We start from the raw sequence: 12845 nt of genomic DNA, 5'->3' as shown, positions 1-12845 counted from the left end.
ACTACCCATCGCGATCAGGAACTATCAAGTGTGACGGGTTCGGCCGTAGCTCGGGGGGAGCCTGGCTGTAATCCCCGAACGGCCCATCCCGGCGCTCGACGGCGGCGCGCACGCCGTCGTGCTGCGCGGTCCGGATGAAGTCCAGCGCGTCCGGGGTGTTGCGCATCAGCCCGTCGAGGATGCCGCCCAGCAACTGGGTGGAGGCCAGGCCCATGTTCTCGTAGGCCTGGTTGACGATCAGCTTCTGCGCCCGCAGCTGTGACAACGGGATCTGGGCCAGTTCGCCGGCGATCTCGGCGACCCGCGCCTCCAGCCGCTCGAACGGGACCGCCTCGTTGATCAGCTCGATCTCGGCGGCCTGCACGCCGGTGAGCGGTCGGCCGGTCAGCGAATGCCACTTGGCCTTGGCCAGGCTCAGCCGATACATCCACATCCCCGTCAGATAGGCGCCCCACATCCGGCTGTAGGGGGTGCCGATGACGGCGTCCTCGCTGGCGATGACGAGGTCAGCGCACAACGCATAGTCACTGCCGCCGCCCACACACCAGCCGTGCACCTGGGCGATCACGGGCTTGGTGGCCCGCCAGATCGCCATGAACTTCTGATGCGGACCCGTCCGGGCGGTCACCATCGAGAAATCCTTACCCGGATCCCAGCGTCCGTCGGTGTTCATCACGTCTTCCCAATGCTGAAAGCCCTCGCCGAAGTTGTAGCCCGCGCAGAACGCGCGACCGGCGCCCCGCAGCACGATGACCTTGATGCTGTCGTCCCCGTCCGCCAACCCGATCGCTGCCTCGATCTCGTCGGGCATGGGCGGAACAATCGCGTTGAGCTGTTCTGGGCGGTTGAGGGTGATGGTGGCTACCGCGCCGGCCGTGCGGTAGAGCAGCGTTTCGAATTCGGGTGTCGGCATAGCCCGAAGCGAAGCCGTGGCGGCCGGGAGTGTCAAGCACCGCAGGTCAGCACTCGGCAGCGGCCCGCCGGTTGGCGCGGCGCCTGATCGCCCAGCCGACCCCGGCCACAATAAGCACGGCCATACCGACCAGCAGGTACTTGGCGTGATGATGGACGACTGCATAGAGCGCCGCGATGTGACTGCCGGCGAGATAGCCGGCGAACACCCATACAACCACCCAAACGGTGGATCCCAGTGCGTTGTAGGCCAGATACCGCCGCCACCGCATCCGGGCCAGTCCGCAGACGATTCCGCTCGCCTGCCGCAGTCCGTCCACGAACCGGCCGATGAGCACGACGAACACGCCGCGTCGACCGAAGAAGCGTTCCGTCGCCGCCAGGCGCTTCTCCGTGAGAAATACGTACCGACCGAACCGCAACACCAGCGCCCGGCCACCGAACCTCCCGATGGCGTAGCCGCTGTTGTCGCCGCATACGGCGGCCAGCAGACCGGCGATCAACACCAGAGCCAGGCTCAATTCACCGGCGCCGGCATAGATTCCCGCGGCGATCAGGATGATCTGGCCCGGCAACGGAATGCCGATACCCTCCAAGCCGACCAGCAGGACCACCGCCGCGTAGCCGTAGCGGTCGAGCGCTGGGGCGAACGACTGGAAGACTCCGGGCAGCTGCGAGGACATCACCCTAGGGTGCCCGAAGTCCGCGGCGGCTAGACGTTGCGACGCTCACGATCGGTTCGGCGCCGGCTCGAACGGGTAGGTAAGCGGGTATGCGCCCGACGGCAGGAACGGCGCGGCCGCGGCGCGAAAGCGGGTTGCGGCGGGCGCTTCAAGAGTTTTTATCGGTGCCGCTGGCCATCATCGCCGGCTTCATTGTGCTTGCGGTGATCACCAGCGTGCTGGACGGCTCCGATGCCGAATGGATCAAACCCGCCGCACACGCGCTGTCCAAACTGGCGCCGCCGCAAGAGAACCAGTCGATGCTGCGCACCGTGGCGCCCGGGATGCTCACGCTGATGACCATCACCTTCGTGCTGCTGCTCACCCTGGTGCACCGGATGGCAGACGTGTTCACCTGGGTGGTGGTGGAGCAGTTCCTGCGCCGCCGCGTCAATCAAGCGTTCTTCGGGTATTTCGCCGGTCTCTCGGCGTATTACGTGGTGGTGCTCGCGCTCGTCGATCCCGAGCATGCGGTGTTCAGCACCGCCGCCGCCCTGCTGCTCAGCGTGCTCGCGCTGACGGGCCTGGTGGTGTTCGGCTACCTGGTGCTCGACCAGTTGCGGCCGCCTTCGGTGGTCGAACGCATCGTGCAGCACACCATCGCCACCCGCACACAGCAGTTGAACTGGTTGTGCCGGATGCGGCACGAGCCACAGCTCGAGCACCTGCCCGCGCTTACCGTTCGGTCGGAGTGCAGCGGATATCTCGTCGATATCCACCTGGACACCCTGCGGCACGCGCTCCAGGCCGCCCAGGGCGAAGCCGAGATCGAGTTCATCGCCAGGCTGGGCAGCCACTTCGTCACCGGGTCGGAGTTGGCCACCGTGCGGGCCGAGAACGCCGGCGAACGCGCCCGGTTGGCCGATGCCGTCCTGGGTGCGTTGCGCTGCGGCAGAGAGCGACAGCTGGACCGCGAGCCGTCCTACGGCGTCCACCAATTGGCCAGCATGGGATGGGCCGCTGCGACGCAACGGGATCCGGAGGCCGCCCTGGTAACCGTCGACGGCCTGTACGTGCTGCTGGCCCGCTGGGCACGCGAGTCCGCATCGGCGGCCGGGACCGGCAACGGCGAACAGCCGCTACCGATCGTCTACACCGACCGCACGATTCCCGAGGTGCTTGCGGCGTTGTCGAGCATCGCGGTCGGCGCGATCAACGGAGGCCAGCATCAAACCTGTGCCCGGGTGCTGGATGTGTTCGCCAAAGCCATCCCGCAGCTGTCCGGGGACGACCAGCGCAAAGCGGCCACGCAGCTGCGTTACGCGCTGCCGACCGCAACCAGGCACCCCTTCACCGCCGACCTCGATCGGGCCCTGACCGGACTGGGCAGGGTGCTTTCGGAATATGGCCACAGCGATGCGGCTTCCGATCTCGAGCGGGTCGAGGCGCGGCTGAATGGCCAATTGCCGGGTTGACCACGCGACGGTTATGACCGGCGGCCCAGCGTCCGCCACAGGAACGAGTAGCTCAACGCCGACTTGAACGCGAGTTGCTCATTGTCGGCCGCACCGCCGTGGCCGCCCTCGATGTTCTCGTAGTACCAGACCGGTTGGCCGAGCGCTTCCAGCGCGACGGTCATTTTGCGGGCATGCCCCGGATGCACCCGGTCGTCACGCGTGGACGTCGTCATCAATATCGGCGGGTACTTCCGATCACCCGAAATATTCTGGTATGGCGAGTATTCGGAGATGAACGCCCAGTCGTCGGGGTTGTCGGGGTCGCCGTACTCCGCCACCCAGGAAGCCCCGGCCAGCAACAGGTGGTAGCGCTTCATGTCGAGCAGCGGCACACTGCAGACCAGCGCGCCGAACTTCTCCGGATATTTGGTCAGCATGATGCCCATCAGCAGGCCACCGTTGCTGCCGCCCTGGGCGCCGAGTTGGTCGACAGTGGTGATCCCGCGCGCCACCAGATCGTCTGCCACGGCGGCGAAGTCCTCGGCCACCTTGTGCCGGCCCTCACGCATCGCCTGGGTGTGCCAGCCCGGTCCGTACTCACCCCCGCCGCGGATGTTGGCCAGCACGTAGGTGCCGCCGCGCGCCAGCCACAACCGGCCCAGCACACCGCTGTAACCCGGCGTGTTCGACGTCTCGAACCCGCCGTAACCGTAGAGCAGGGTGGGGGTCGGCCCCTGACTGTCATCGGGGCGCACCACGAAATACGGGATCGACGTACCGTCCTTCGATTCCACGAAATGTTGTGTCACCGAGATGTTTTCGGCATCGAAGAACGACGGCGCGGATTTGATCTGCTCCGGCGCTCCCGAACCCGTGCCACGCAGCAGGCGGGACGGGGCGGTGAACCCGCTGGAGTCCAGGAAGAACTCCTCGCCGGTGTCGTCGGCGGCGACCACCACGGTGTTGGTCGACTCGGGCAGGCCCTGGACGGGTTCGCGCCGCCACGTCCCGGGCGTGACGATCTCGACCCGGCTGGCCACATCGGCCAGGGAAACGAGCAGCAACCGGTCTTCGGTCCATGCGTAGTGGTACAGGCAGGTGTGTTCGTTCGGCTCGAATACAACCTGTAAATCCCTTGCGCCACTGAGGAATTCGTCGTAGTCGGCGGCCAGCAGGGAACCGGCGCGATATGTCGTCCCCCCGACGGACCAGTCCGTGCGCAGATCGATCAGGAGCCACTCGCGGTGCACCGAGATGCTGCTGGCGTCGGTCGGCACATCGATGGAAACCAGTTCCGTGCCCCGCAGCTCGTATCGCTGCCGGTTCCAGAAGTCCAGCGAGCGCCCGACGAAGGTGCGTTCGAATCCCGGTGTGCGGTCAGTGGAACCGCCGGCGCTGACATCGGTGCGTTGCCCCTCGAAGATCGTCTCTGCGTCTGTCAGAGGTGTGCCGCGGCGCCACCGTTTGAGGATGCGCGGGTAACCGGACTCGGTCAGCGAGTCCGGCCCGAAGTCGGTGCCCACCAGCACGGTGTCCGGGTCGTCCCAGCCGATCTGCGATTTGGCTTCCGGCAATTCGAACCCGTCGGCGACGAATTTGCGTGTCTGCATGTCGAATTCACGCACGATCACCGCGTCCGACCCGCCGGGCGACAGGCTGATCAGCGCGCGGGTGAGCTCCGGCTCGAGCACGTCGGCGCCGGCCCACACCCAGTTCGTGCCGTCGGTGCGGCCCAGTTCGTCCACATCGATCAGGACGTCCCAGTCCGGGGAATCGGTGCGATAGCTCTCCAGCGTGGTACGCCGCCACAGCCCGCGCGGGTTGGTGGCGTCGCGCCAGAAGTCGTACAGATACTCGCCGCGCCGGCGCACGTAAGGAATCCGGGCGTCGGTGTCGAGCACCTCCAGAGCCTGCACGCGCATCGTCTCGAAGTCGTCGTCGCAGAATTGCGCCTTGGTCGGCTCGTTGCGGGCGCGCACCCAGTCGAGTGCCTCGTCGCCGGTGACGTCCTCGAGCCACAGGTACGGGTCTTCAGCCTCAGATGCCATAGCTGCCATTGTGGTCCCAGCGGTACTGTGAGCTGTATTACATGAACCATAAGAGGAGCCGAGAGATGCCTGTTTTTGCACGTCCGGGAGCTTCCGGAGCCCTGATGTCGTACGAATCGCGGTACGGGAACTTCATCGGTGGCGAGTGGGTTGCGCCCGCGGCGGGCCGCTACTTCGAGAACCCGACACCGGTCACCGGTCAACCGTTCTGCGAGATCCCACGCTCCGACGAGACCGACATCGAGAAGGCGCTCGACGCCGCACACGCCGCCGCGCCCGCGTGGGGCAAGACCTCGCCCGCGGAGCGCGCGGCCATCCTGAACAAGATCGCGGACCGCATCGACGCGAACGCGCACGCGCTGGCCGTCGCGGAGGTCTGGGACAACGGCAAACCCGTTCGCGAGGCCATCGCCGCCGACATCCCGTTGGCCGCCGACCATTTCCGGTACTTCGCCGCGGCGATCCGCGCCCAGGAGGGCGCGCTGTCCCAAATCGACGAGGACACGGTGGCCTACCACTTCCACGAACCACTCGGCGTCGTCGGGCAGATCATCCCGTGGAACTTCCCGATCCTGATGGGCGCCTGGAAGCTGGCACCGGCATTGGCGGCCGGCAACGCGATCGTGCTCAAACCGGCCGAACAGACCCCGGCCTCGATCCTGTTTTTGATGTCCCTGATCGGTGATCTGCTGCCGCCCGGCGTCGTCAACATCGTCAACGGGTTCGGCGCCGAAGCCGGGAAACCGTTGGCCTCCAGCGACCGGATCGCCAAGATCGCTTTCACCGGGGAGACGACCACGGGTCGACTGATCATGCAGTACGCCTCGCAGAACCTGATCCCGGTCACCCTGGAGCTTGGCGGCAAGAGCCCGAACATCTTCTTCTCGGACGTGATGGCCGCCAACGACGACTTCCAGGACAAGGCGCTGGAAGGCTTCACGATGTTCGCCCTCAACCAGGGCGAGGTGTGCACGTGCCCGTCGCGCAGCCTGATCCAGTCCGACATTCACGACGAGTTCTTGGAACTGGCCGCGATCCGCACCAAAGCGGTGCGCCAGGGCGACCCGCTGGACACCGAGACCATGCTTGGGTCGCAGGCGTCCAACGACCAGCTGGAAAAGATCTTGTCCTACATCGAGATCGGCAAGGGCGAGGGCGCGAAGATCATCACCGGCGGCGAGCGCGCCGAGCTGGGCGGTGACTTGTCCGGCGGCTACTACGTGCAGCCGACGATCTTCACCGGCAACAACAAGATGCGGATCTTCCAGGAGGAGATCTTCGGCCCGGTGGTGGCGGTGACGCCGTTTGACACCTACGCCGACGCAATGGGCATCGCCAACGACACCCTGTACGGCCTGGGCGCGGGGGTGTGGAGCCGGGACGGCAACACCGCCTACCGGGCCGGCCGGGAGATCAAGGCCGGACGGGTGTGGGTGAACTGTTACCACGTCTATCCGCCGCACTCGGCCTTCGGTGGCTACAAGCAGTCGGGCTTCGGTCGCGAAGGCCACAAGATGGCGCTCGAGCACTACCAGCAAACCAAGAACCTGCTGACCTCCTACTCCGACAAGGCGCTGGGATTCTTCTGATGGAAGCTCCGCCCGGAGCACTCATCACCACCGAGGCGGCCGCGCTGCTGACTCGCCTGCAGGAGCGGCACGGCCCGGTGATGTTCCACCAGTCCGGCGGTTGCTGCGACGGGTCTTCGCCGATGTGTTACCCGCGCGGCGACTTTCTGGTCGGCGACCGCGACGTCCTGTTGGGCGTGCTCGACGTGGGGGAGGAGGGTGTGCCCGTGTGGATCTCGGGTCCGCAGTACCAGACGTGGAAGCACACCCAACTGGTCATCGACATGGTGCCCGGACGCGGTGGCGGGTTCAGCCTCGAGGCGCCCGAAGGGGTGCGGTTTCTCAGCCGGGGGCGGGTCTACAGCGACGCCGAGAAGGAGCTGGTTCAGGTCGCTCCGGTGATCACCGGAGCGGCGTACGAACGCGGTGAGCGACCCTCGGTACGCGGCTTCGTGGTGGATCCGCGGGACGCGCAGGACGCGCCGGGAACGTGCCCGATCCCGTAGCGGAGACTCAGTAAAGTCGTAAACCGTGATTCCGCTTCCGCGTGCGTGGCTGCTGGCCAGCGCCCTGCTTATCGGGAGTGCGGTCGGGCAGCTACTCGGCGTGGTGTCCAGCCTGCTGGTCCACCGGATGCGCCCGGACGTGGCAATCGCCCTGGTCGTGGGGATCCCGAGTCTGATCGGGTTGTCGGTGATCCTGTTTTCCGGACGCCGGTGGGTGACGATGCTCGGCGCGGGGATCCTTGCGTTGGCGCCCGGTTGGCTGGGCATGCTGGTCGCGTTGCGGGTGGTTGCCGGTGGCTGACGAGAAGGCGGACGACGAACGCGTCTCGAGCCCGGGAACCGAACCCTTCGTGCCGGACTTCGACAGCGGCGAGGTGCCGCTATCGGCCGAGTACGACGCCGGTGAGCCCTCGGTGCCGTTCGTGCCGAACTTCGACGACACGGACTCCCAGCCCGTTCTCCCGTTGCCCGGCCTGGACGAGCCGGCCAAGAAGGCCGAGCCGGTGCCGCAGGAACAGCCCGCGCCCGTGGCCGCCGCGGTAGCGCCGGACGCGACGGCCGAGGCGCCGGGACCTGTGGCCGTGCCGGGCCGGTACCTCTACCTGAAGTGGTGGAAGTTGGTGTTGGTGCTGTTGGGCGTGTGGTTCTTCGCCGCGGTGTTCGGGCTGAGTTTGTACTACTGGTGGTACCACACCATCGACAAGACGCCGCCGGTGTTTGCGGTGTTCGTTTACGTCACGGCCTGCTCGGTGGCGGGACCGGTCCTGGCGATGGTCAGAGGTAAACCGCTGATTGCCGCGCTGTCGATCGCCGTGATGTCGGCGCCGTTCGCGTCCGTGGCCGCGGCGGCGCCGCTGTACGGGTCCTATTACTGCGAGCGGGTGACGACACCGTGTTTGATGGGTGTCCTCCCCTATTAGGGCGAACGCGCGCCCTACTAGGGTGAACTGGTGACTTCTCACTATGACGTCGTCGTACTCGGAGCAGGTCCCGGCGGATATGTGGCGGCCATTCGTGCCGCACAGCTCGGGCTGAACACCGCAATCGTCGAGCCGAAATATTGGGGCGGGGTCTGCCTCAACGTCGGCTGCATCCCGTCGAAGGCGTTGCTGCGCAACGCCGAACTGGCGCACATCTTCACCAAGGAAGCCAAGGTCTTCGGCATCAGCGGTGAGGCCACCTTCGACTTCGGAGTGGCCTACGACCGCAGCCGCAAGGTGGCCGAGGGCCGGGTGGCCGGCGTGCACTTCCTGATGAAGAAGAACAAGATCACCGAGATTCACGGCTACGGCCGCTTCACCGATTCGCACACGCTGGCGGTGGAACTCAACGATGACGGCGGGACCGAAGAGGTCACGTTCGACCACGCCATCATCGCCACCGGCAGCAGCACCCGCCTCGTCCCCGGCACGTCACTGTCGGAGAACGTGGTGACCTACGAGAAGCTCATCCTGACCCGGGAGCTGCCGAAGTCGATCATCATCGCCGGCGCCGGCGCCATCGGCATGGAGTTCGGCTACGTGCTGAAGAACTACGGCGTCGACGTCACCATCGTCGAGTTCCTGCCCCGCGCGCTGCCCAACGAGGACGCCGACGCGTCCAAGGAGATCGAGAAGGCGTTCAAGAAACTCGGCGTCAAGATCCTGACCGGCACCAAGGTCGATTCGATTACCGACAACGGCTCTAGCGAAGGCGGGGTCACCGTCAGCGTCAGCAAGGACGGTAAGTCCGAGGAGCTCAAGGCCGAAAAGGTGTTGCAGGCCATCGGGTTTGCGCCCAATGTCGAGGGCTACGGTCTGGACAAGGCGGGCGTCGAGCTGACCGACCGCAAGGCCATCGGCATCACCGACTACATGCAGACCAGCGTCTCGCACATCTACGCCATCGGCGATGTCACCGCCAAATTGCAGCTCGCGCACGTGGCCGAGGCCCAGGGCGTGGTGGCCGCCGAAACCATCGCCGGCGCAGAGACTTTGGCGCTCGGCGACTACCGCATGATGCCGCGCGCCACGTTCTGCCAGCCCAACGTGGCCAGCTTCGGCCTCACCGAGCAGCAGGCCCGCGACGAGGGTTACGACGTGGTGGTCGCCAAGTTCCCGTTCACCGCCAACGCCAAGGCACATGGCGTCGGGGACCCCAGCGGCTTCGTCAAACTCATCGCCGACGCCAAGTACGGCGAACTGATCGGCGGGCACCTGGTCGGGCACGACGTGTCCGAGCTGTTGCCGGAGCTCACCCTCGCCCAGAAGTGGGACCTCACCGCAACCGAACTCGCCCGCAACGTGCACACGCACCCGACCATGTCCGAGGCGCTGCAGGAGTGCTTCCACGGCCTGGTCGGTCACATGATCAACTTCTAGCGCATGCGGACCGAGACCGTTATCGGTGCGATCGGCGGGCTGATCGCCGGGTACGTCTTCTGGCTGGCGGCCATCACCATCGGTGACGACGTCACCACGGTGAGCAAGTGGAGCGTGGCGGTGCTGGTGCTGTCGGTGGCGCTGGCGGTCGGCGCGGTGACCGGCGGTCTGTTGATGCGCTGGCGCCGAAAGTACGGGTGGTCGGCGTTCGCGTTCGGTCTGCCCATTGCTCCCGTTGCACTGACGTTGGCGGTGCTGGCCAACCTCTACCTCTGAAGTACCTCAGCGCTGCACGCCCGGCGTGCCGCTACTGCGGGTTGTCCAGCGGTATCGCCAGCGCGGAGATGGTGGCCGCCAGGCCGTCGTACTGGGTTGCGAGCAAACAGAATTCGATCAATCGCGCTCGGTTGAGGTGACTGGCCAGCTCGCGCCAGGTCGCGTCGGTGATGGTGCGGTTCTGGATCAGCTCGTCGGTCGCCTGCAACAGCGCCTTCTGGCGCGCACTGAGCACCCGCCGCGGACCGTCGCCGTCCGGTGCGTCCGGCCAGGCGAAGATCGCGGCCTGCGTCTGCGCATCCAGTCCCGCCTTCAGCGCCATCCCACGATGGTGCTGCAGCTCGTACTCGCAGGACCGCAGGTGCGCCACCCGCAGGATCACCAATTCACTGTCGATCGTCGGCAACCGGCCCCGCATCAGGCGTCCGGAGTAGACCGCCCAGGTCCAGAACAGCGACTGGCGCGAACCCAGGGTGGTGAACAGGTGCATCTCGGGTGCGCGCACCTTGCGGGCGGCCAGCTTGGCGACCACCCAGTTGATCGGCCCGAGTTGACGGAACCGGCCCGACGGGATGCGCGCGACCTCGTTGCCACTCATGCCTGGCGCACCAGGTAGGGCGACACCGTGCTGCGGTGCTCGTCGATATCGAGCGCGCGCCCGAGTGCGGGAAAGGCGCGCTGTGGACAGTTGTCGCGTTCGCAGACTCGGCAACCCGCGCCGATCGGTGTCGCAATGTCACCCGACAAGTCGAGTCCTTCCGAGTAGACGAGTCGGTGCGCGTGGCGCAGTTCGCAGCCGAGCCCGATCGCGAAGGTTTTTCCGGGCTGACCATACCGGGCCGCGCGCCGTTCGACGGTGCGGGCCACCCACATGTAATTGCGCCCGTCAGGCATCTGCGCGATCTGTACCAGGATCTTGCCGGGGTTGGCAAAGGTTTCGTAGACGTTCCACAGTGGGCAAGTGCCGCCCGTGGAAGAGAAGTGAAAACCGGTGGCGGACTGCCTCTTTGACATGTTCCCGGCCCGGTCGACCCGGACGAAGGACAGCGGCACACCTCGCATCGAGGGCCGCTGCAGCGTCGAAAGCCGGTGCGCGATGGTCTCGTAGCTCACCGCATAGAACGCCGACAGGCGCTCGACGTCGTACCGGAAGTTCTCGGCGACGTCGTGGAATTGCCGGTAGGGCAGCACCGTGGCCGCGGCAAAGTAGTTGGCGAGTCCCAGCCGGGCCAGCTTGCGGGATTCGTCGCTGGTGAATTTGCCCTCCTCGACCAGGCCGTCGATCAGGTCGCCGAATTCCAGATACGCCAACTCGGCGGCCATCTTGAACACCTGCTGTCCCCAGGCCAGATGGTTGCTGATCTCCAGCGTCTTGGTAGCGGGGTCGAACCGGTGCAGCACTTTGTCGCCCAGGTCGATGCGCCGGGTGATGTGCACCCCATGCACCTCGGTGAGTCTGCGGGTCAGCTCCTGCGCCAGGTCGGTGTGATGCAGCCGCATCTTCACGGTCAGCTCTTCGGCCGCGGTGTCGAGCTGATGCAGGTAGTTCTGGCGTTCGTAGAAATAGTCACGCACCTCTTCGTGCGGCATGGTGATGGACCCGCTGCCACTGCTGCCATCGAAGTAGCGCTCCTCGGTGGCCGCGGCCAGCTGCGCCGTGGTGATCCGGTAGCGCCGGTGCAGGTTGACGACGGCCCGCGCCAACGCCGGGTGGGCGTTGACCATCTCGGCGATCTCGGCGGGGTCGACATCGATGTCCAGGTCGCGGTCCATCGTCACTTCGCGGAGTTCGGCGACCAGACGGGTGTCGTCCTGGGAGGCGAAGAACGTCGCGTCGACGCCGAACACCTCGGTGATCCGCAGCAACACGGCCACCGTCAGGGGGCGGACGTCGTGCTCGATCTGGTTGAGATAACTCGGCGAGATGTCCAGCATCTGCGCCAGCGCCGCCTGGCTGAACCCGCGCTCGCTGCGCAGCTGGCGGACGCGTGCTCCCACGAACGTCTTGGACACTTTACGCAGCTTACCGGGGTTTGCGAAGGCGCGCTTCGCAGACTTGGCAGGCCCAGGGGACTGGCATGGCGTTTGGTTTTTGCGGGCTGTCGTTGGCATGATTCGCATCGAGGACTCCGGGTAAACCGGGGGTTCACACGAGGAGGAAACGGGGAGCAGCGCCGTGAGCCTGGACAAGAAGTTAATGCCGGTGCCCGACGGTCACCCCGACGTCTTCGACCGTGAATGGCCGCTGCGGGTCGGCGACATCGACCGCACCGGCAGGCTGCGACTCGACGCGGCATGCCGGCACATCCAGGACATCGGCCAGGACCAACTGCGGGAGATGGGTTTCGAGGAAACCCACCCGTTGTGGATCGTGCGCCGCACCATGGTCGACCTGATCCGCCCCATCGAGTTCCAGGACATGCTGCGCTGCCGGCGTTGGTGCTCGGGCACCTCCAACCGCTGGTGTGAGATGCGGGTCCGGATTGACGGCCGCAAAGGCGGGCTGATCGAGTCCGAGGCGTTCTGGATCAACATCAACCGTGAGACCCAGATGCCCTCGCGTATCGCCGATGACTTCCTCGCGGGTCTGCACAAGACCACCTCGGTGGACCGGCTGCGCTGGAAGGGTTACCTGAAACCCGGCGGCCGCGATGACGCCACCGAGATTCATGAGTTTCCCGTGCGCGTCACCGACATCGACCTGTTCGACCACATGAACAACTCTGTCTATTGGAGCGTGGTCGAGGACTACCTCGCCTCGCACCCCGAGCTGCTGGACGCACCCCTGCGGGTGACCATCGAGCACGAGGCGCCGGTGGCGCTCGGCGACAAGTTGGAGATCATCTCCCACATTCACCCGGCCGGCTCGACCGAGAAGTTCGGACCCGGCCTGGCCGATCGCACTGTTACAACGCTCACATATGCCGTCGGCGACGAGACGAAGGCCGTTGCCGCGCTGTTCTCGCTCTAACCGTACGATTGTCCCGTTAAATCCCCGCTGACCTGCGGATTTTTGTTACCAGTGGGTAGCTTCTGAAACGGTTAAGTAAAACGCG

Annotated in this window: 13 protein-coding genes; 8 read left to right on the top strand and 5 right to left on the bottom strand. The window is 65.9% G+C overall.

The window, feature by feature from the left end; genetic code table 11:
- Position 1 precedes the first annotated feature (1 nt).
- Together A9X01_RS14400 and A9X01_RS14395 are read right to left on the bottom strand one after the other, a co-directional pair.
- Positions 2 to 913 (bottom strand): crotonase/enoyl-CoA hydratase family protein, encoded by a 912-nt coding sequence (locus A9X01_RS14400; protein ID WP_065121418.1) that lies wholly within the window; start codon positions 911 to 913, stop codon positions 2 to 4.
- Positions 914 to 959: 46 nt separating this feature from the next.
- Positions 960 to 1595, bottom strand: coding sequence for a DedA family protein (locus A9X01_RS14395; RefSeq protein WP_065121417.1), 636 nt, complete (start codon positions 1593 to 1595; stop codon positions 960 to 962).
- 164 nt (positions 1596 to 1759) lie between these two features.
- On the opposite strand from A9X01_RS14395, the gene A9X01_RS14390 reads away from it, so the two are divergent.
- On the top strand, positions 1760 to 3049 hold the full coding sequence (locus A9X01_RS14390; protein ID WP_172832515.1) for a DUF2254 family protein: 1290 nt from the start codon (positions 1760 to 1762) through the stop codon (positions 3047 to 3049).
- 11 nt (positions 3050 to 3060) lie between these two features.
- Here A9X01_RS14390 and A9X01_RS14385 read toward each other — a convergent pair whose 3' ends face one another.
- The gene (locus tag A9X01_RS14385; RefSeq protein WP_065121415.1) at positions 3061 to 5088 is read right to left on the bottom strand and encodes a prolyl oligopeptidase family serine peptidase; all 2028 of its coding nucleotides are present in this window, start codon (positions 5086 to 5088) and stop codon (positions 3061 to 3063) included.
- A 56-nt stretch (positions 5089 to 5144) separates the two neighbouring features.
- On the opposite strand from A9X01_RS14385, the gene exaC reads away from it, so the two are divergent.
- Genes exaC through A9X01_RS14355 form a run of 6 tightly spaced genes read left to right on the top strand, consistent with a single transcriptional unit; the run spans position 5145 to position 9789 of the window.
- Entirely contained in the window at positions 5145 to 6668 is a 1524-nt protein-coding gene (exaC, locus tag A9X01_RS14380) for an acetaldehyde dehydrogenase ExaC (RefSeq protein WP_065121414.1), read from the top strand.
- Positions 6668 to 7153, top strand: coding sequence for a DUF779 domain-containing protein (locus tag A9X01_RS14375; RefSeq protein WP_065121413.1), 486 nt, complete (start codon positions 6668 to 6670; stop codon positions 7151 to 7153). The genes exaC and A9X01_RS14375 overlap by 1 nt, the downstream gene beginning before the upstream one ends.
- A gap of 25 nt (positions 7154 to 7178) precedes the next feature.
- Positions 7179 to 7454 (top strand): putative holin, encoded by a 276-nt coding sequence (locus A9X01_RS14370; RefSeq protein WP_065121412.1) that lies wholly within the window; start codon positions 7179 to 7181, stop codon positions 7452 to 7454.
- Positions 7447 to 8073, top strand: coding sequence for a hypothetical protein (locus tag A9X01_RS14365; protein ID WP_065121411.1), 627 nt, complete (start codon positions 7447 to 7449; stop codon positions 8071 to 8073). Before A9X01_RS14370 ends, A9X01_RS14365 begins: the two co-directional genes overlap by 8 nt.
- A gap of 30 nt (positions 8074 to 8103) precedes the next feature.
- Positions 8104 to 9513 carry a dihydrolipoyl dehydrogenase gene (gene lpdA, locus A9X01_RS14360; protein WP_065121410.1) on the top strand — a complete coding sequence of 470 codons (1410 nt, stop codon included), beginning with the start codon at positions 8104 to 8106 and terminating at the stop codon, positions 9511 to 9513.
- 3 nt (positions 9514 to 9516) lie between these two features.
- Positions 9517 to 9789: a hypothetical protein gene (locus A9X01_RS14355; RefSeq protein WP_065121409.1), complete on the top strand. Its 273-nt coding sequence runs from the start codon at positions 9517 to 9519 to the stop codon at positions 9787 to 9789.
- A 31-nt stretch (positions 9790 to 9820) separates the two neighbouring features.
- On the opposite strand, the gene A9X01_RS14350 is transcribed toward A9X01_RS14355, so the two are convergent.
- Together A9X01_RS14350 and ramB are read right to left on the bottom strand one after the other, a co-directional pair.
- Positions 9821 to 10387, bottom strand: a complete 567-nt coding sequence (locus A9X01_RS14350) for a carboxymuconolactone decarboxylase family protein (protein WP_065121408.1) — start codon at positions 10385 to 10387, stop codon at positions 9821 to 9823.
- Positions 10384 to 11802: an acetate metabolism transcriptional regulator RamB gene (ramB, locus tag A9X01_RS14345; protein ID WP_065121407.1), complete on the bottom strand. Its 1419-nt coding sequence runs from the start codon at positions 11800 to 11802 to the stop codon at positions 10384 to 10386. Before ramB ends, A9X01_RS14350 begins: the two co-directional genes overlap by 4 nt.
- A gap of 163 nt (positions 11803 to 11965) precedes the next feature.
- On the opposite strand from ramB, the gene A9X01_RS14340 reads away from it, so the two are divergent.
- Positions 11966 to 12760 (top strand): acyl-[acyl-carrier-protein] thioesterase, encoded by a 795-nt coding sequence (locus A9X01_RS14340; RefSeq protein WP_065121406.1) that lies wholly within the window; start codon positions 11966 to 11968, stop codon positions 12758 to 12760.
- The last annotated feature ends 85 nt before the right edge of the window (positions 12761 to 12845 follow it).

The sequence above is a fragment of the Mycobacterium asiaticum genome, from assembly GCF_001668675.1.
GTDB lineage: Bacteria > Actinomycetota > Actinomycetes > Mycobacteriales > Mycobacteriaceae > Mycobacterium > Mycobacterium asiaticum_D.
This window is presented reverse-complemented; position numbering and strand designations above follow the sequence as displayed.